Below are 17,590 nucleotides of genomic sequence, written 5' to 3' on the forward strand. Positions count from 1 at the left end.
GTGAGGACAGCATGAAAAATAACAACAATAGCCTCCCGTTCATCTCCCCGACCGGCGATGCACAGCCCCAGGCGCGTATTTTGGAGGCATCATGAAAACATCCGACTCCCTGCAAGCCGACGTCCAGCCACTGGACCTTGCACCGCCGAAAAAAGACATCGACTGGCCGCTGTTCTTAATCAGTGGCGGCTTCCTCGGCGCCTTCCTGATCGCGGCACTGATCGACATCGATGGCGTATCGCTGTTGGTGAACACGCTGTTCGCCTGGTCGACGAAGTTCTTCGGCTTTTACTGGCAGATCCTGATGCTGGCGACCTTTGCCATGAGCCTGATCATCTGCTTCAGCAAGTGCGGGCGCGTCAGGCTGGGCGGCGTTGATCAGCGCCCCGACTCCAGCACCTTCAACTGGATCGCCGTGATCATGTGCGCCCTGCTCGCCGGGGGCGGTGCATTCTGGGCGGCAGCGGAACCGATGATGCACTTCGCCAGCCCACCGCCGTTGTTCGCCGGGGTGCAACCGCACAGCGATGCCGCCGCACACGCAGCGCTCGCGCAATCGTTCGTGCACTGGGGCTTCCTGGCCTGGGCCGTGCTGGGCAGTCTGCTGGCCATCGTGCTGATGCATTTGCACTACGACAAAGGCCTACCGCTGGCGCCGCGTACCCTGCTCTATCCGTTGTTCGGTGAGCGTGCGCTCAAGGGACCGATCGGCACCCTGGCGGACGCCACCTCGATCATCGCCGTCGTCGCCGGCACCATCGGCCCGATCGGTTTCCTCGGTCTGCAAATCAGCAGTGCATTGCACTCGGTCTGGGGCATCCCCAATGACCTGGTGGTGCAGTCCATCACCATCGTGCTGGTCACGGTGATGTACACCACGTCCTGCCTGGTCGGGCTCAAGGGCATCCGTTTCGTCAGTGAAATCAACGTCTGGCTGATGATCGGCCTGGCGGTGTTCATGGTGCTGCTGGGACCCACCGCTTTCATTCTCGGCGGTTTTCCCACGGCGTTCGCCTTGCACCTGGAACAGTTCATTCCGATGACCCTGTTCCGCGCCGATCCGAAATGGCTCGACTGGTGGACGGTGTTCTACTGGGGCTGGTTCATTGGCTACGCGCCGATGGTCGCCCTGTATGTGGCGAAGATTTCCCGTGGCCGGACCATCCGCGAAGTGATCATGACCCTGTCGATCATCGCCCCGCTGGTGACCATGTTCTGGTTCACCGTGGTCGGCGGCGCTGGCATCGGCATGGAGTTGCAGACGCCGGGTATCGTCACCGCCCACGGCGCGCAGCCCGAAGACTTGCTGCTGGGCGTCACCCAGAACTTGCCTCTGGGTGGACTGATCTCGGCGCTGTTCCTGTTCCTGAGCTTCATCTCGGTGGCCACCAACGGCGATGCGATGGCGTTCACCGTGGCCATGGCGATGTCCAGCAATGACAAGCCGAAACCATGGCTGAGGGCCTTCTGGGCGATCGGCATGGGCCTGGCCGCCGTGGTGTTGATCACCATTGGTTCGGGCGGGGTCACGGCGCTGCAATCCTTTATCGTGATTACTGCCGTACCGGTTTCACTGCTGATCCTGCCGTCGCTCTGGGATGCACTGCGCATCGCCCGGCAGATGGCTCGCGAACAGGCAGTCTGATGATGAACAGTTCAGGAATCGCAATGATGTCGCACACCGACACAGACACCGCTTCGGCCTTGCGGCCCGCCGCCCGGGTCATGGACCTGGATCGGCTGGGCAGCCACTTTCAAAGCCGCTTGAGTTTCGTGCGCAGCAGCATGCGGCGGATGATGAACGAGCAGTGGCGCATCCAGCGCACCTGCTTCGACCTGGACACCGAGGGCTTCGGTACGGCGATCTACCGCATCGACACCGCCAGTGCCCACTATCACTGCGTGATTTTCTCCATGTACCTGCCGCCGGAAAAACGCAGCGACCGGGTCATCGCCGATCAGTGGGATGTCAGTTTTGTCCTGCTCGCTGGCGATGTCGATGAGCAGCAATTGACTGACCTGCGACGCAATGTGCCGTTGCAGGAAGCCGGGCGTTTTGATTCGCGAGTGCTGGTGCTGTCGCGGGCCAACCGTAGCCTGCGCAACTTCGAGCGTTTCCTCGAGGCGCTGGCCGAAGGTTGTCAGCCAGACCCGCGGCAACTGGCCGAGGTCGGCTACCTGTATCGCACCACCGCGGTCTACGGCAACGGCAAGTTCGGCATCGCCGACTTCAGTTGCCTGCAAGGTACGGCGGACTTCACGCAACCCTTCAGCGCCCAGATGTTTACCGTGTACCTGTTACGGCATTTCAGCATCGAACAGATCGAACACATGGCCCGGGCGCGCAACCCGCAACGGGCAGTGGGTCTGGCCCCTGCCCTGCAGCGTTACCTTGGGGTCGGCAATTCCACGGGGCTGGGCATGGCGCCGTTCCTGATCAATCACCCGCAACTGGTCAACCAATGGGTGTGGGCCAGGGAAACTGCACTGGCAAAGGTGGTGGCGCAAGCAGCTGACCTGCCTCATGCCCAGCGCTTCCAGGCGTTGCTGCTACGGGCCCGCCGGCACTTGCAGCAAACCAGTACCGAGGACCAACGGCAAAGCGCCATCGACCAGCAGACACTGGCCGATCTCGAACAACTGGCCGAGTGGTTCGCAGGGCAGTCGGTCAACGCGGGTTTGTGGTCGTGCCTGCAAGCCTGGGCCGAAGTGAGCGTCGGCGTCGCTTGCCAGGAACTGCTGGTCAGCCTGCTGCTGGAGTTGTACCCCGAACAGGTTGATCCGCTGGCCGAGCAGATGTCGGTCAACGAGGGGTTCCGCCTGAACGCCGAGATGCCCTTGGATGCGCTGTGCGATCTCATCGAGACCCAGTACCGCTGGGCGCTCGATTACGACTTGAGCGGCGCCGAGGCCAACCACTTTTTCTGGTATCGCTCGGCGGAAAAGGAAGAACCACGCCTGGGTGAACGGGCCATGGAGCCAGGCGCCGAGAAAGAAATGCAGTTGGGGATCGCGCACAACATTCAACGTTGTCATCGGGCCTTGCTTGCCTACCGCGAGCAACACCCACGGCAATTGACCGCGCACTTTCTGCTGGCGCTGCCGCAGTTCAAAGGCACCGTCTGCCGCCTGCAGGGCATGGCCCGCTGCGCCTTCGGGGAGATCCGCGCCAACCTGATGGACCGCAGCATGCTGCCAATCCACTTGCTGCGCTGCAAGCTGGCGTTCTTCGGCGCCGGCAAGTTCGACCCCAAGTCCAGCCGCTGGGTGCGCATCACCTTGTTTCAGGGGGCACCGCTGGTCAGCGAGATTGGCCAGCCGTTCCCCGACGACTGGAATTTTGCCGTCATGCCTGAACTGACCAACGCTGCCGGAGCACTCTGAAATGCGTGTATCGCTCAATGAAATCCAGGTGATCTGCCGCAAGGCCTTCGAAGGCATCGGTTTTGCACCCGGTGATTGCGACGACGCCGCCGAGATGATTGCCAGGCTGCAACAGCAAGGCCTCGACGGTGTCGGTGCGCTGAAAAAGGCGCTGGACTTTCTTCACGATGAAGTCGATCGCCCCATCGAAACCTGCTACGAAGACGCCACGCAACTGACCCTCGATGCCCATGGCCAGAGCGTGTTGCGCTGCGCCGCCCAGGCCATCGAACTGGGGGTGGCCAAGGCCTTGCGCGGTGGCAGTGCGCTGATCCGCGTCCGTCATTGCCACAACCGCATTCTGCTGCTTGGCTATCTGGCGCGCTGCGCCGGACAAGGCCTGAATTTTTGTGTGTACTGGCGCGATGCCCGGCAGGAACTGGTGGCCACTTTCAGCGCCGGAAGCACAGGCCCGTCCGTGCGCGTGTATGACCTGCCGCAACCGGCGCAGGGCGATGAGCAAAGCATCAACGTGCTGATTTCCCGGCACTTCGCACTGCTGCCACGCCTGAGTGCCGAAGACGCGGCCCCGACGTTTGAACACCGTCAGCCAACACCTGCGGGCGGGCTGCAGGTCGATGATGAAGTCTGGGCCCAGTTGAAGAAACTGGGTGAACGGGTGCTGGTGGAAAGCACCGAAGAATCCCGTCGCCGTGGAGCCGGCGAAGGCAGCGACGCCCGGTAAACCCCTCAAACCCGCATCAGGAAGCATCAATGAAACAGGCAATCAAGACCGACCTCTTTGCCTCGCGCGCGCCACTGGAATGGGCGGTTGTCGGCAACGGCACGCTGTACACCGCACAAATCCCCATCGACCGCCAGGGCCAAGTGGTGAGCGGCGGCATCGAAGCGCAGACCCGGCAGACCCTGGACAACCTGCGCCACACCCTGCAAGCCGCCGGCAGTTCGCTGGACGCGGTCACCCAGGTGCTGATCTACGTGACCGACCGCAGCTACCTGGCAACCGTGAATGCGGTTTACGCCGAGTACTTCCAGGCGCCCTACCCAAACCGCGCGGCCATGGTCGTGGCGGGCCTGGCACGGGAAGAAATGCTGGTGGAGCTGGTGGTGTACGCCTGCGTGGATTGATCCGGCCCGATCTTCTGCAGGAGCGAGCTTGCTCGCGATGGGAGCTAACGATAACGCGGGCTTCCTGATTCAACGCGTTGCGTTTGGGTCTATCGCGAGCTAGCTCGCTCCTACAGAGGTCCGCGTTGCCGGCCGGTTTTCAATACCCTTCGTCGGACATTCGGTTCCGGCCACAAACAGGTTCGCTCGCGCCGTGAACCTTGTGTCGAGACACCAGTCATACCCTGCGTTTTCCCCCACTCCTTTCGTCGTCATCTCATCCGAGTTGTCCGTTCATGCGCCAAACCGTCGTTGCCTTGCGCTTTTCTTCGCTGTGCCTGTTTTCCCTGCTCCCCGTTTTTGCCAGCCCCGCCCACGCCGATGGGCAACGGCAACTGGTCGACGCCATCAACGACTACCGCGCCCATCCGCAACGTTGCGACCGGCGCCCCGCGCAACGCTTGTCACCCCTGACGCTCAAATCGAACCTGGCCCTGCCTGTTGGCTATGGCGGTGGGTTGCGGGACCGGTTAAAGGCTTCCGGCTATCAGGCCACCATGGTGCGTTCTATCCGCGTGGTGGGTGCACGGGACGCTGAAGAAGCCTTCGAGATGTTCCAGGACGAGCACTGCGCCGCACTGCTGGACAACCAATACGCGGATATCGGCGTCAGCCGCGCCGGGAGCGAGTGGCAAGTGGTGCTGGCGCGGCCGGTACTCGACCGGCAAACCGCCGATCCTCGCAGCGCCGCCCAGGCGTTGCTGGCGCAGGTCAACGCGGCCCGGGCCAGGCCGCGCCTGTGTGGTCGCCAGCGCTTCGCCGCCGCGCGGCCGCTGTCCTGGAGTGCGGCCTTGGGTTCCGCAGCACAAAATCACAGCAAGGACATGGCCTACGGCAACTATTTCGCCCACCAGGACCGCGACGGTGACATGCCCGCCGACCGCGCCAGGGCTGCCGGCTACCGTGGCCGCCAGATCGGCGAAAACATCGCCGCCGGGCAAGGTTCGCCGAGCAAGGCCATGGCCGGTTGGCTCGCCAGTCCCGGGCACTGCGCCAACCTGATGAACCCGATGTTCACCCAGGTCGGTGCCGCGTACGCCGCCAACGCCCGCAGCGACAACGGTGTTTACTGGACGATGCTGTTCGGCGCGCCTTGATCCGCCGGCCAGACTCACTTTGCGGGCATAGAAAAGGTTCTCGACAGGAAACTGTAGGAGCCAGCTTGCTGGCGATGGACTCCAGTGCGCCGCATTTATCCAGTGCGCCCGCGTAATCGTTGACGACCATCGCCAGCAAGCTGGCTCCTACATCGTGAAAAAACCAAGGCATTAAAAAGCCCGCACTGGGCGGGCTTCGTGGGTGAGTACAAGTAGGTGGCCGGTGCTGGTCTCCGGCTTACAAGGTTTATCAGGCCTCCCACAAAAGAGTCGTGAAACCGTAATGGAACTCTTCTGCTTCACACGGCATAAGGGCTGGATCCCAGCGCGGGGATCTTTCTAACCGTGTACCCTTCGGAACGCGCCCCACGTCTCCTTGCTATCCTTTTGCGCATCAGTCTGCGTCTTCACCTACAAGGTTGAGGATAGCAAAACAGGGACGATTGCCAACCGGGCTTTTAGACCGATTTCGACCAGCAGAAAACATGGCAGGACGGAAAAATACTATTGATACAGGGATGACTTTACATGGATGAGTTTCACCAGGGCAGCTGCCTTTGCGGCGAGGTCAAATATGGCGTGTCGACCGAGTTGAAAGCCGTCACCCATTGCCATTGCAGCCAATGCCGAAAGAGCCATGGGGCGGCGTTTGCGACCTACGCGAGCGCGCCCGCCTCGTCGCTGTCGATCATGACCGGCACTGATTCGCTGATGGCGTATCAATCGTCAAAAGGTGTCACGCGGCAGTTCTGTTCCCGTTGCGGATCTTCGCTGTTCTGGACTGACTCGACAGGCGCGTTTTCCGAGTGGGTTTCGATTGCCCTCGGTTCGCTGGATACGCCGCTACGGACGCGCAAGCAAAAACATGTTTGCGTCGGTTCGAAAGCGGATTGGTACGAGATCAGCGATCAGCATCCACAAACGGACTGAGTGGTGGGAGCGGGCTTGCTCGCGAAAGCAGCGTGTCAGACGACATTGATGCTAGCTGATACACCGCCTTCGCGAGCAAGCCCGCTCCCACGGGGTAAGTGGGTGTACACAGATCCGTGCCTCACGAAGGCCTGCGCACCACCCTCACCTTGCCGCTTTCGCCGCCACCGCAGAACAACCGCTCGCCGCCATCGGACTCCAGTCCCGATACGCCGACGCCTTCGGGCATCCTGAGGCTCTCGAGCACTTCGCCGGTTTGCGAGTCGATGCGCCGCAACTCACTCTCGTCGCCCTCCCAGGTGCCATGCCACAGCGAACCTTGCACCCAGGTCACGCCGGTGACGAAACGGTTGGATTCGAGGGTGCGCAGGATCTTGCCGGTCTCGGGGTCGATCTGGTGGATCTTGCGTTCGCGGTACTGGCCCACCCACAACGTCCCTTCAGCCCAGGTCAGCCCCGAATCAGCGCCGGCGCCGGGGGCCGGAATCGTCGAGAGGACGCGGCCGGTGCGGGGGTCGATCTTGTGGATGCGATCGTCGGCGATCTGGAACAGATGCTTGCCATCGAACGCGGTGCCGGCATGGGCAGCGACATCGATCGAGTCCAGCAGCTTGCCGCTTTCCGGGTCCAGGGCGTTGATTTTGCTGTTGCTGGCGAACCAGACCTTTTCGCCGTCCCAGGTGACGCCGCACACATGATCGACCTCGGCAAACGGACCATATTCACGAATGACTTCAGCAGTTGCGTGTTTCATCTGGCAATCCTCAACGGGGGTTGGTGGCGTTCATCCTAGCCACCGGGCAGCGGCGCCGGGAGTAACAAGGTCGTCGCGAATCCCGGCACGGGCGGCGTCATCCAGCGCCGCGCGCGGCCTCGACCAAACCACTGCACCTTGCCCTGCTCCGCCAGCGTATCGAGCGCACGCTGCACCGTGCGCTGGCTGATACCCAGCGCCAGGGCCAGGGCGGAACTCGACCACGACTCGCCATCGGCGAGGCAGGCAAATACCGCGGCAAATTTTTCCTCGACCGGTTGCGCCAGTGTCACCACCTCCGTGCACACGGACGTTTGCAGGGCAAAACCCCGGGGCGTCGCGATGACACCGGCCAACGGTTTGAGCGCTTTACGCAGCCGGCCGATTTCCACGCGAAGCCGGGCACGATGGGACTCATCCGAGAGCTTCAGACGGAACGCCCGGGCGATCAGCGTTTCCCGCGCAACATCGGCGGGCCAGGCTTCGGCTAGGGTGCGGGCGAGCACGAACAGGATCGGCCGCGTCGCGAGCGACACCGACATGCCGCAACCCCGCACAACGTACCGGCAGGCGTCCACCACCAACGCCGTTGAACCGAGCAAGGCTTCGACTTCATCGAGCAGCAGCGCGCGCTCCTCACCCCGGGCAATCAGGCGTGCCGCGGGTGCGTCGAGCAGGCACGCAACCTGTTCGACTTCAGCGATCAGCGCGGCAATCCCCGACTGACCGGCAGCCTGCCCGGCTCGCGTCAACGCCTCCCGTGCCGCGTTCGATTGCAGGCGGCGAATGGCGATCCCCGCCAGCACCAGTTCATGGGTGGCGCGCAAGGCCGGCGGCAAGGGGCCGGGGTCGAGACTGGCCAGCAACTGCTGCGCCTCATCGAGCTGTCCGATCAACAGCAAACGGCGGATGTGCAGATACCGCGCATGAGCGGCATTGACCCGGTCACCGTGGTGTTCAAGAATGACCCGCGCCGCCTCGAGCGCCTTGACCGGCCAGCCGAGATCCCGCGACGCCAGGGCGATTTCGGCCTCGGCCACCACGCATCGGGCACGGGCCAGCACCTCCCTGGGCGCAAAGGCTCGGTGCGCGCGCTTGACCAGCGCCCGGGCGCGCACCAGATCGCCCAGTTGCGCCATGGCGATGCCGCGCAGGGCCAGCGCCGGCGCATCGTCGCGCAAGGCCACGCGGTCCAGTGCCCCCAGCGGATTGCCCGCCGCCAGCGCCTGGGCGGCGGCCGTGATCATCGAGTCCATCGAAATCCCGCCATGCTTGTCACTCCCACCGTTCGATACCCGGGTTTAGTCTAATTCACGACCTTTCACCAGGAGCGTACAGCGATGAACACGCACCTACGGTCGGTGATCGGGTACACAGTGGCGCCATCACCCTGGTTGATGAACGGGAACGCGCTGTCGCCGCAGACTTGCTGGTAGACCGCGTTAAAGGCATGGCCACTCAGGTTGTGAGTGAACAGGGCATGGTCAGGCTCCTCTTGACCGTATTTCATACCTGTAAAGGATGTCTCCGGTTTCTACCAAAACTACTGCCGGCATGGTTTTCTGGGATACACGTGAGCGGTTTTTTTTGCATGTGAGAATCTGAAAAACCACCAACTCCAGTTTTCCAGGCTACGGTCAAAAAAAGATTAAATAATCGGGAATATGGAGTTCGCTCAACCTGGAAAGTTAAATCGAGAAAAAATTCTGTAGGAAATATCTCTCTTGAGAAAAAGAAAGTTTACCTCACGCATAGGACGAAGCTGACTTAACAAACAATCTATGCACTTTAAAATTCTTTCGTACAGCGCCTGACCTGTATAGGCGACACACAAAGCCGTCACCTGCAAGTAGATTGGCTTTCTGGACAGAGGTAATATCGTGTTAATAATCATTTCGCTAGCAATGACTTTATTCTTGTGCCTCCCAGTAAAGGGTTTCGCATTACTTATAAATTCGAAATTCGGCGGCAACATTCGAAGCGAACATCTTCATGCATTCATCAATCCAATTATAATCTCCATTATAATTTACTCCGCTCCAAAATTGACGATTTTTCTAGGCTATCAACCTTGACGACTCATTCCTCATATACAACAGGATTGGGAGCCATAGCTGGCTCGCCACGAACACGCCCGACAGAATAAAACCATAACAAGATACGATAGTGAGAGGAAGAGCATGAGCAGGGATACCTTGAAAAGACTTAAGCTAAGAGACCAACTATCAGTAGACCCTCTTAAAATCTTTTCATTATTTTAAAAAACCGTACTCGCTTACATAGCGATAGGTTTAGTTCTTATTGTCATGAAAAAAACAAGTCTAATAGAAGCAAGCCTGGACAGCACTACATGCGCAACAACAGGCTATTTAGTCATGACCACCAAGCTATTCTATCATGACGAATCGCTTTCTGAGCTAACAACCCATACCGATATAAACCCAGACAAACTGAAGAGCGCAATGCTCGCCATCGATTATTCAGAAAGAGAAGATGGCATCTACTACCCCAAGAAAAGAATGTTCGCATTTTTTACTTCTGCAAATCCGAGTTAATTACCTACAAAGCTAACGATGAAACGGCCACCCTTACAGGACCACACAACAAGCCACTAAAACTTTCAAATATAATAGTATGAGGTCGCTACAGGTGCAGCGCCGTGCAAAAGTAAAAACAGTAAATTCCCGAGAGCGAAAATTATTGTTCATCTCTTGTTGAACCGGTCCAAACCGTGGAGGGTTCACAACCAATAACGAGCAATGCAATGCGGATTCCCGTGCAATCCGGCAACAGTGTCTATCCCGCCGACCGTTTTTTGCGCCCCCGCCAAACGCCTAACGCTTTAACCACGAGGTGAAGATCATGAAACTGTTGAACATCGCACTCTTGCTTGCGCTGGCCAGCGCCGGCACCCAGGCCTTGGCAGACGACAGTCACGCGACTGCCACCACCTGCCAACTTCCGGTTGAAACCTCCACGTACGGCACCAGGCTTGATATCAAACGCGTCATCGAAGTATCGGACATCGCCAACGAATGGGGACCGGTCCCGGCGCGCATGACCTATGAAGATTCCTGAGGCTAACGCCGCACTATTGAATATCAAGTCATGGACAGCAAAAGCTCGCGGCATCGAGAGTTTTTGATCAAGGGCGAGCGCCCGGAATGAGTGCTTGAGAAGTTCCGCGCGTGGCCGTCGTCGAGCAACAACGGGTGTAATCACGCCGGAGGAATCGTCGCCAACATACCGATCAGAATGGTCAACAGCAGAAAACCGCCGAGAAAAATCGTCATCTTGGCCATGGGGCCTCCCACACTATGAATTGGCGGTACAGCGAGCGCCCAGTGCTGCCGTACCGGAGATTTATTGTGGGCTGGTGGCTGTATCCGTTACAGAGGCAGATTGCACTGAAAAATACGGATCAGATGCGTTTTCAGGCTGTGCTTCAGGGCGTTTTGCACAGAGGAGTTTGCGGCCGATGTCCACAAAAGGCGTGACGATCAAACCCTTCATCGTCAGGTAACGTTCGTGATCCTGCTCCCCGGTGCCGAAGGCGATGACCTCGGGTGTGGACCGGGTGACGTACAGCGTGCCGAACATCCAGTCCCACAGCGACAGGTTGATGCCGAAGTTCTTGTTGAAGTGTCGTGGTGCGTCACTGTGATGAATCTGGTGTTGCGCCGGGCTGCTCAACACCCGTTCGAGCACCGGCCCGAAGGACAACCAGACGTGGCTGTGACGCAGGTTGGCCGCCAGGCAATTGAAGATGAACACCATGTAGGTCACGCCAAACAATGTGTAGCGGCTGATCTCTCCCCCGCAGGCGTACCAGAAGACACCGGCAAAGGCGCCGATACAGATGATGTCCGTGAGCTTTTCGACCACTTCTTCCAGGAAGTGCACGCGACTGGCCGTCGCCGGCACCAGCACGGGCGCCGAATGATGGACTTTGTGGAAGGCCCATAGATACCGCGAATGAAACGCGCGATGGCCCCAGTAATGGCTGAAGTCCTTGACCAGAAAAACGCCGAGCCCATAGAGCAGGGTCAGCGCCAGGTGCTCCTCCACTTGCGTGCGCGCGCCCCACAGCCCGGTGAAGAAGGCGATGTAGTCCGCCGAGCGCAGCACGTACGGATCGACCAGACCGACGATGGGCAGCACCAGGGCAACCTTGAGGATGGCCAGTACGAAGTAATAGCGGTAGTCGAGCAGCGCCGAGCGGTGCAGGTAAACCCGGCTGCCACCGATGAACTGAACGAAGGAGCGCGCGTCGGTCAAACCCCGGGATTTGCGGTACCGGAACAGGCAATAAGCGACGCTGTAAGACATGCAGAGAAAGGATAGACCGAGTCTGCCGTTGAAGTCGAAAATGCCCAGGAACTGCCGGGTGACCGGCTCGATGACCCACTGGGATAAATAAAGATGGATTGCGGCAAGAACATCCATACCGGACTGCCCGACGTAAATGGAAGGGCAATTGTAAATGAGAATGAGTCTTTAGTGTGCTGAATTATGTCCCGTTATCAGCCGCCCAGCGCAATGATCGCAAGGATCAATACACCTCCCGTAGCGGCCATGATCACCCCTCCCTGCCACTGCGTGGCGCCAGCGTATCTGGCGAGCATCCAGCCTGCGATGAACAGCACCACGAGCCCGATCAGGTTGGACAAACGGATGGCGAGCGCCGTCTGGTCGAGCAGTATGAACGGCACCACCAGCGGAAAGGTCGAGCCCACCACCAGCAGGAAAACACCGAACGCGCCCCTGAAGTCGTTCCAGCCGAGGCCGGCCCTGATCGGCAAGGGCGGCTGTTCGAGCAGCCGTCGGCGCAACAGTTCCAGACCCTCGCTGCCGGCAGCCGTCGCGAATTGCAATGGCAACACCTGCGCAATCAACGCCTGACCGGCCGCGGCGTCCGCGCCATTGCGCAGGGCCAGGTACAGCTTGATCCTGCGCGTGCGCTCGACCAGTGCGCGCAACAGGTACATGACCGCATCGGCCAGTCCCCAGGCGAGATTGCAACCGAGCGCGGCCAGCATCATCGTGCGTTCGGCGGCCTGGTCTGCCGTGGCCACGCTGATGGTGCCGGTGAACGTCATGGCCATCAGCAGGCCGAAGATCACCTCGGTAATGCGCTCGACAGGGTCAAGTACAGGCGCCCTCTCGAATTGATCATTGCCTGGCATGAATTCACCTCCCCCTGGGCTGCCTGCACGGTACCGGTCGACGCTTCGGCCAGGCACCGGTTGCCCGGGCTGGATATCCGCATCCCCGTCAAGTGTAGATTGAACGGCTACACTCATGCGCACACGTTATCTGCTTCAAGAGGAGTGGTTCATGCTTGATTACTTCGCGTTGGGCCTGCTGATTTTTGTCGGGCTCGTCTTGTTCTACGGGATCATCCTGCTCCACGACATCCCCTATGAAATTGCCGTCCACCGCAACCACCCTCACCAGGATGCAATCCACGCCACCGGCTGGGTCAGCCTGTTCACCCTGCACGCGCTCTGGCCGTTCCTGTGGATCTGGGCGATGGCCTATCGAGAGGACCGGGGCTGGGGTTTCAGTGACGGACACTCACCCAAGAGCCATGTGGTTCACCTCGAACAACAGGTCGCCGAACTGCAAGGCCGGATCGAGCGCCTTGAGGCGGCGACGGGCACGCCACAGAGCAGGCGGCCAACGGACAATCTCGGCGAGGGCATTTGAGCCATGGATCTCTTACTCATACTGACGTATGCGGCACTCTGCGTTGCCATCTTCAAGATCTTCCGCATCCCCCTGAACAAATGGACGGTGCCCACGGCGGTGCTGGGCGGGATCGTGATTATCGGCGCGCTGATTTTCACCATGAACTACAACCACCCCTACTCCGAGGTGGCGCGTTCCTATTTCGTATCGGTTCCGGTGATTCCCGTGGTCAGTGGCCAGGTGATCGACGTGCCGGTCAAGACCAACCAGCCTCTGGAAAAAGGCGATGTGCTGTTTCGCATCGACCCGGCGCCTTTCGAGTACCGGGTCAAATCCCTCAAGGCACAGCTGATTGCCGCCCAGGCCGATCGTGTGCGGATCACCGAGTTGATCAAGCGTAATTTCAGCACTCAACGGGAACTGGATATGGTGGTTGCCCGGACCGACGACCTGAAGGCACAACTGGACAACGCGCAGTACGAACTCGACAACACCACGGTGCGTGCGCCCAGCAAAGGCTTCGTCACCCATGTTTCGCTGCGTCCGGGCATGATGGCGACCAAATTGCCGCTGCGCCCTTCGATGGTGTTCATTCCCGCCGAGGGGCATTACCTCTCGGCGTGGATGCGACAGAACAGCCTGTTGCGCCTGACCGAGGGCGATGAGGCCGAAGTCGCATTTGACGGCATTCCCGGGAGGGTGTTCGAAGGCAAGGTCAAAACCGTGGTGTCGGTCATCGCCGAAGGCCAGATCCAACCGTCGGGCACGCTGATCGGTTTCACCGGTTCGCCACCGGCCGGTCGGGTACCGGTGATCATTGAAATCACCGATCCCGACTATGCCCAGTACGCCGACCTGATGCCCGGCGGTGCCTACGGCCAGGCGGCGTTGTACAGCCAGCATTTCCATCACATCGCGATGATGCGCAAGATCCTCCTGCGCATGGCTGCCTGGATGAACTACATCTTTCCGTTCCACTAACCCGCCAGCGTCGGCAACGGGCTCAATCCTTGAATTGGGTCAGTTGCCGGCTCAGCGAACCGGCCTGGTCGCGCAGTTGCAACGACTGATCGAGCAGGCTGCGGATCGCGGTGCTTGAAGTATCGGGCGTGGCATTGAGGGGTTACGGCGCTAGAGAATCCAGTTGAGCAGCAGGTGCGAGGCAATCCAGGGAGAGGCCTGGGTCACCGCCCATGCCAGCAGTGCGCATACGAACAGGTAGCCCGCAAAGAACTTGAACATCGCGCTGTTGCCCATGCAGCCCTCCCGGCTTTACAGCCATACGGGGCGTTCAATGCGAATGCGTAACCATTACGATGCGCGTCTCACCCGTAAAGGATTCGATCGCCCGAATGGTGTGCAGTTCCATAGGCCGGGTAATTCACAGGCTTGCCCACCCTTTGCATTCGACCTGACCCATCATCGGCGCCGGCAGGTCAACGCGCTCAAAGGGTCAACGCCATCGCCAGTACGCCGGACAACGCCAGCATCATCAGCAACGCAACAAACATCAGACTCAACTGAGCGAGCTGCTTATAAAGGTGTGTCGATCTTTTCGTGATCAGATCAATGGATTTAGTCGTAGAAGCCATCACCCGTTCTCCCTTTCCCGCCGCACATGTAATAGCTCTCGCGAACAATTGGCCGGGCTGGCCGTCGGTGGCGATCTGAAAGATGACTGCACGTTGGGTGCAAGCGCGTTGTCAGCCCGTGACGTGCTCCGGGAAAGAGCATCGTGCAGGGCGGGCTTGACCTGAGCGGTAAGGCGATGGCGTTGCATGCTGGCGTCGCTGGCTTTCATTTTTTCACCCCTCGCGTCATGGGACGAAAACTGTTGCGGGTACCAAGGGGTTAAGCAACGAATGAGCCATCACTACGGGGCCAAGAAAAAGTCCGAATTAATGAACAAGCTGTTTGACGGTGTGCCAGGCGAGACGCAAGTTTGGTGAAAAAGGCCCGGTCAGGTGGGTGTAATAACCCATGTGTGGGGATATCCGCGGCCCTATTTCTGTAGGAGCGAGCTTGCTCGCGATAAACCCGAGAGCGCCGCGGGGCACCTGCCAACCCGCGTTATCGTTGACGACCATCGCGAGCAAGCTCGCTCCCACAGGGTTTGTGTTTTCGCCGGCGGCCAATACCATCTGTAGGAGCGAGCTTGCTCGCGATAAACCCGAGAGCACCGCGGGGTACCCGGCAACCCGCATTATCGTTGACGACCATCGCGAGCGAGCTCGCTCCTACAGGGTTTGTGTTTTCGCCGGCGGCCAATGCCATCTGTAGGAGCGAGCTTGCTCGCGATAAACCCGAGAGCGCCGCGGGGTACCTGCCAACCCGCGTTATCGTTGACGACCATCGCGAGCGAGCTCGCTCCTACAGGGTTTGTGTTTTCGCCGGCGGCCATTGCCATCTGTAGGAGCGAGCTTGCTCGCGATAAACCCGAGAGCGCCGCGGGGCACCTGCCAACCGGCGTTCACTTCACTTCAGGTACCACCCCCAGGGTTCGCCGTTGTAGCGGGTGATCTGCTTGGTTTCCAGGTAGCTGTTGTAGCCCCACTCACCCAGTTCGCGACCGATGCCGCTCTGCTTGTAGCCGCCCCACGGCGCTTCGACGAAGGTCGGCTGCGAGCAGTTGACCCAGACAATGCCGGCGCGAAATCCGCGAGCGACCCGTTCGCAACGCGGGATATCCCGGGACATCACCGCTGCCGCCAGGCCGAACGGCGAGTCATTGGCCAATCGGATCGCTTCGGCTTCCGTGTCGAAGACGCGCAGGCACACTACCGGGCCGAAGATTTCCTCTCGCCATACCGAGCTGTCCTCGGGGACATCGGCGAAAATCGCCGGCGTCAGGTAGTAACCCTTTTCCAGATTGCCCGGCCGCCCACCGCCCGACACCAGCCGCGCACCCTCTTGCTGACCGGCTGCTATGGCCGCCAGCACCTTGTCCAGTTGCCCCTGACTGACCAGCGGCCCGAGTTTCACCCCCTCCTCGAAACCCTGGCCGATCTGAATCTGCTCGGTCGCGGCAATCAGGCGTTCGAGCAACGCCGGGTACAATCCGCGCTCCACCAGCACCCGCGAAGTGGCTGAACAGACCTGCCCCTGGTTCCAGAAGATCCCGAACAGAATCCACTCCACGGCGGCTTCAATGTCGCTGTCGGCGAAGATCACGAAAGGTGATTTGCCGCCCAGTTCCAGGCTGATGTTTTTGATGTCGTTGGCAGCCGCCTGCATGATCTTGCGCCCGGTCGGTACGCTGCCGGTGAAGGCGACTTTGTCGACATACGGGTGTTTGGCCAGCGGCGCTCCCGCCTCGCGTCCCAGGCCCGTGATCACGTTCAGGACCCCCGCCGGCAACCCTGCCTTGTCGGCGATGCCGGCCAGTTCGAGGGCGGTCAACGGGGTCAGCTCCGATGGCTTGAGCACGACGGTGCAACCTGCCGCCAGCGCCGGGGCCACCTTCCACGAAGCCATCAGCATCGGGAAATTCCACGGGATGATCGCCGCGACCACACCGACCGGCTCCTTGATCACCGATGACGTGAAGCGCGCATCCGGCACATCGATCGACTGCTCGCCCTGTTGATCCGACTGCTCGGCCAACCCGGCATAGAAATCGAAGCAACCGGCGGTGTCGGCGATGTCCCATAACGCTTCCGGCAATGGCTTGCCGTTGTCGCGCACTTCGATGGCGGCCAGTTCATCCTGACGGTGGCGGATGCCCTCGGCGATACGGCGCAGGACCTCGGCCCGCTGCGTGCCGGACCAGCGTGGCCAGTCCCCCTCATCAAACGCCGAACGTGCCGCCGCCACCGCCCGGTCGACGTCCTCGAACGTGGCAGAAGCGACCCGCGCCAGTACCGACTCGTCACTCGGATCGAGCGTATCGAAAACACCGCGTTGAACCGGGGTCACCCACTCACCGCCGATGTACAACCGTTGATAGTCACCCATGGCACACTCCTTGATCCTGCGCTGCCGACGCTGCTGGTACAGCTGTTCGGCGACCTGCAATTGCTCGCGGTCATTGACCCCGAGCACATCGGTTTCCTCCACTTCCACGGCAGTCACCATCAGCCCCGCCTCGTTGGCCACCGCCACCGCATCGGTGAGGTAGTACTCGCCCTGGGCATTGCGGTTGCCGATACGCTCCAGCAACCACAGGCAGGTATCCGCCCGCAGGCCCATGACGCCGCCATTGCAGAAGTTGATGTCCAGCTCCTGCGGGCTCGCATCCCTGGCTTCGCGGATCGCCCGCAACCGCCCCTGCTCCACCAGCAGCCGCCCGTAGGGGCCCGGCCGCTGGGTGTGAAAACCCGCCACCGCCACCGCCGCGCCGTCCATCAACGCCCTGCGCAAGCGATTCAAGGTCTGCGGGGTGATCAGGGGGGAGTCGCCAAACAGCACCAACACATAGCCCTGCTGCTGGACCTGCAAGGCCGGCCGGGCGGCGAGTACCGCGTGGGCCGTGCCCCGTTGTTCGTGCTGGGTAAACACCTGTGCCGTCGGTGCGACTTGCTGCAGGTACTCAGCCACCTGCCCGCCGCCCGCGCCCACCACCACCGCC

17 protein-coding genes and 1 pseudogene are annotated in these 17,590 nt (G+C 60.4%); 9 read left to right on the forward strand and 9 right to left on the reverse strand.

The window, feature by feature from the left end; all coding sequences use genetic code 11:
• The first annotated feature begins 91 nt into the window (after positions 1-91).
• The 6 genes from AC3WN7_RS22645 (at position 92) to AC3WN7_RS22670 (ending at position 6,578) form a co-directional block, all read left to right on the forward strand.
• Positions 92-1,645: a BCCT family transporter gene (locus AC3WN7_RS22645; RefSeq protein WP_102675028.1), complete on the forward strand. Its 1,554-nt coding sequence runs from the start codon at positions 92-94 to the stop codon at positions 1,643-1,645.
• Positions 1,646-1,668: 23 nt separating this feature from the next.
• The gene (locus tag AC3WN7_RS22650; protein ID WP_102675027.1) at positions 1,669-3,384 is read left to right on the forward strand and encodes a hypothetical protein; all 1,716 of its coding nucleotides are present in this window, start codon (positions 1,669-1,671) and stop codon (positions 3,382-3,384) included.
• Position 3,385: 1 nt separating this feature from the next.
• Complete coding sequence (locus AC3WN7_RS22655; protein ID WP_102675026.1) at positions 3,386-4,108, forward strand: DUF3726 domain-containing protein; 723 nt, start codon at positions 3,386-3,388, stop codon at positions 4,106-4,108.
• A 29-nt stretch (positions 4,109-4,137) separates the two neighbouring features.
• A complete protein-coding gene (locus AC3WN7_RS22660; RefSeq protein ID WP_007975227.1) occupies positions 4,138-4,512 on the forward strand; it encodes a RidA family protein in 375 nt (124 codons plus the stop codon).
• A gap of 275 nt (positions 4,513-4,787) precedes the next feature.
• On the forward strand, positions 4,788-5,648 hold the full coding sequence (locus AC3WN7_RS22665) for a CAP domain-containing protein (RefSeq protein ID WP_102675025.1): 861 nt from the start codon (positions 4,788-4,790) through the stop codon (positions 5,646-5,648).
• A 528-nt stretch (positions 5,649-6,176) separates the two neighbouring features.
• Complete coding sequence (locus AC3WN7_RS22670; protein ID WP_102675023.1) at positions 6,177-6,578, forward strand: GFA family protein; 402 nt, start codon at positions 6,177-6,179, stop codon at positions 6,576-6,578.
• Between the two features lie 121 nt (positions 6,579-6,699).
• On the opposite strand, the gene AC3WN7_RS22675 is transcribed toward AC3WN7_RS22670, so the two are convergent.
• The 3 genes from AC3WN7_RS22675 to AC3WN7_RS22685 all read right to left on the reverse strand — a co-directional run bounded on the left by AC3WN7_RS22675 (position 6,700) and on the right by AC3WN7_RS22685 (position 8,842).
• The gene (locus tag AC3WN7_RS22675; protein WP_102675022.1) at positions 6,700-7,332 is read right to left on the reverse strand and encodes a Vgb family protein; all 633 of its coding nucleotides are present in this window, start codon (positions 7,330-7,332) and stop codon (positions 6,700-6,702) included.
• 35 nt (positions 7,333-7,367) lie between these two features.
• Positions 7,368-8,588, reverse strand: a complete 1,221-nt coding sequence (locus AC3WN7_RS22680) for a helix-turn-helix domain-containing protein (RefSeq protein ID WP_102675021.1) — start codon at positions 8,586-8,588, stop codon at positions 7,368-7,370.
• Between the two features lie 65 nt (positions 8,589-8,653).
• Positions 8,654-8,842, reverse strand: a complete 189-nt coding sequence (locus AC3WN7_RS22685; protein ID WP_095967817.1) for a hypothetical protein — start codon at positions 8,840-8,842, stop codon at positions 8,654-8,656.
• 1,352 nt (positions 8,843-10,194) lie between these two features.
• Between AC3WN7_RS22685 and AC3WN7_RS22690 the strand changes: the two genes are divergently transcribed.
• Positions 10,195-10,410, forward strand: coding sequence for a DUF2790 domain-containing protein (locus AC3WN7_RS22690; RefSeq protein ID WP_102675019.1), 216 nt, complete (start codon positions 10,195-10,197; stop codon positions 10,408-10,410).
• Between the two features lie 285 nt (positions 10,411-10,695).
• Here AC3WN7_RS22690 and AC3WN7_RS22695 read toward each other — a convergent pair whose 3' ends face one another.
• Both AC3WN7_RS22695 and AC3WN7_RS22700 read right to left on the reverse strand, forming a co-directional pair.
• The gene (locus AC3WN7_RS22695) at positions 10,696-11,778 is read right to left on the reverse strand and encodes a sterol desaturase family protein (protein WP_102675018.1); all 1,083 of its coding nucleotides are present in this window, start codon (positions 11,776-11,778) and stop codon (positions 10,696-10,698) included.
• A 77-nt stretch (positions 11,779-11,855) separates the two neighbouring features.
• Positions 11,856-12,518, reverse strand: coding sequence for a VIT1/CCC1 transporter family protein (locus tag AC3WN7_RS22700; RefSeq protein WP_095967820.1), 663 nt, complete (start codon positions 12,516-12,518; stop codon positions 11,856-11,858).
• A 151-nt stretch (positions 12,519-12,669) separates the two neighbouring features.
• Here AC3WN7_RS22700 and AC3WN7_RS22705 point away from each other — a divergent pair, with 151 nt between their 5' ends.
• Both AC3WN7_RS22705 and AC3WN7_RS22710 read left to right on the forward strand, forming a co-directional pair.
• Positions 12,670-13,041 carry a DUF3302 domain-containing protein gene (locus AC3WN7_RS22705; protein ID WP_095967821.1) on the forward strand — a complete coding sequence of 124 codons (372 nt, stop codon included), beginning with the start codon at positions 12,670-12,672 and terminating at the stop codon, positions 13,039-13,041.
• A gap of 3 nt (positions 13,042-13,044) precedes the next feature.
• Positions 13,045-14,004, forward strand: a complete 960-nt coding sequence (locus tag AC3WN7_RS22710; RefSeq protein WP_095967822.1) for an HlyD family secretion protein — start codon at positions 13,045-13,047, stop codon at positions 14,002-14,004.
• Between the two features lie 150 nt (positions 14,005-14,154).
• On the opposite strand, the gene AC3WN7_RS22715 is transcribed toward AC3WN7_RS22710, so the two are convergent.
• The 4 genes and pseudogenes from AC3WN7_RS22715 to AC3WN7_RS22730 form a co-directional block, all read right to left on the reverse strand.
• Positions 14,155-14,280 (reverse strand): hypothetical protein, encoded by a 126-nt coding sequence (locus AC3WN7_RS22715; RefSeq protein WP_256585717.1) that lies wholly within the window; start codon positions 14,278-14,280, stop codon positions 14,155-14,157.
• Between the two features lie 188 nt (positions 14,281-14,468).
• Positions 14,469-14,615: a hypothetical protein gene (locus tag AC3WN7_RS22720; RefSeq protein WP_173862126.1), complete on the reverse strand. Its 147-nt coding sequence runs from the start codon at positions 14,613-14,615 to the stop codon at positions 14,469-14,471.
• 883 nt (positions 14,616-15,498) lie between these two features.
• On the reverse strand, positions 15,499-16,977 hold the full coding sequence (locus AC3WN7_RS22725) for an aldehyde dehydrogenase family protein (RefSeq protein WP_256585722.1): 1,479 nt from the start codon (positions 16,975-16,977) through the stop codon (positions 15,499-15,501).
• Between the two features lie 342 nt (positions 16,978-17,319).
• Positions 17,320-17,586: pseudogene (locus tag AC3WN7_RS22730) on the reverse strand (NTP transferase domain-containing protein); the annotation flags it as partial.
• Positions 17,587-17,590: the final 4 nt, after the last annotated feature.

It is taken from the genome of Pseudomonas sp. FW305-70 (assembly GCF_058783925.1).

Bases quoted from the DNA above. Each gene is read 5' to 3' on its own strand.
- AC3WN7_RS22645 (WP_102675028.1), top strand. From the start codon at position 92: ATGAAAACATCCGACTCCCTGCAAGCCGACGTCCAGCCACTGGACCTT.
- AC3WN7_RS22650 (WP_102675027.1), top strand. From the start codon at position 1,669: ATGATGTCGCACACCGACACAGACACCGCTTCGGCCTTGCGGCCCGCC.
- AC3WN7_RS22655 (WP_102675026.1), top strand. From the start codon at position 3,386: ATGCGTGTATCGCTCAATGAAATCCAGGTGATCTGCCGCAAGGCCTTC.
- AC3WN7_RS22660 (WP_007975227.1), top strand. From the start codon at position 4,138: ATGAAACAGGCAATCAAGACCGACCTCTTTGCCTCGCGCGCGCCACTG.
- AC3WN7_RS22665 (WP_102675025.1), top strand. From the start codon at position 4,788: ATGCGCCAAACCGTCGTTGCCTTGCGCTTTTCTTCGCTGTGCCTGTTT.
- AC3WN7_RS22670 (WP_102675023.1), top strand. From the start codon at position 6,177: ATGGATGAGTTTCACCAGGGCAGCTGCCTTTGCGGCGAGGTCAAATAT.
- AC3WN7_RS22675 (WP_102675022.1), bottom strand. From the start codon at position 7,332: ATGAAACACGCAACTGCTGAAGTCATTCGTGAATATGGTCCGTTTGCC.
- AC3WN7_RS22680 (WP_102675021.1), bottom strand. From the start codon at position 8,588: ATGGACTCGATGATCACGGCCGCCGCCCAGGCGCTGGCGGCGGGCAAT.
- AC3WN7_RS22685 (WP_095967817.1), bottom strand. From the start codon at position 8,842: ATGAAATACGGTCAAGAGGAGCCTGACCATGCCCTGTTCACTCACAAC.
- AC3WN7_RS22690 (WP_102675019.1), top strand. From the start codon at position 10,195: ATGAAACTGTTGAACATCGCACTCTTGCTTGCGCTGGCCAGCGCCGGC.
- AC3WN7_RS22695 (WP_102675018.1), bottom strand. From the start codon at position 11,778: ATGGATGTTCTTGCCGCAATCCATCTTTATTTATCCCAGTGGGTCATC.
- AC3WN7_RS22700 (WP_095967820.1), bottom strand. From the start codon at position 12,518: ATGCCAGGCAATGATCAATTCGAGAGGGCGCCTGTACTTGACCCTGTC.
- AC3WN7_RS22705 (WP_095967821.1), top strand. From the start codon at position 12,670: ATGCTTGATTACTTCGCGTTGGGCCTGCTGATTTTTGTCGGGCTCGTC.
- AC3WN7_RS22710 (WP_095967822.1), top strand. From the start codon at position 13,045: ATGGATCTCTTACTCATACTGACGTATGCGGCACTCTGCGTTGCCATC.
- AC3WN7_RS22715 (WP_256585717.1), bottom strand. From the start codon at position 14,280: ATGGGCAACAGCGCGATGTTCAAGTTCTTTGCGGGCTACCTGTTCGTA.
- AC3WN7_RS22720 (WP_173862126.1), bottom strand. From the start codon at position 14,615: ATGGCTTCTACGACTAAATCCATTGATCTGATCACGAAAAGATCGACA.
- AC3WN7_RS22725 (WP_256585722.1), bottom strand. From the start codon at position 16,977: ATGGGTGACTATCAACGGTTGTACATCGGCGGTGAGTGGGTGACCCCG.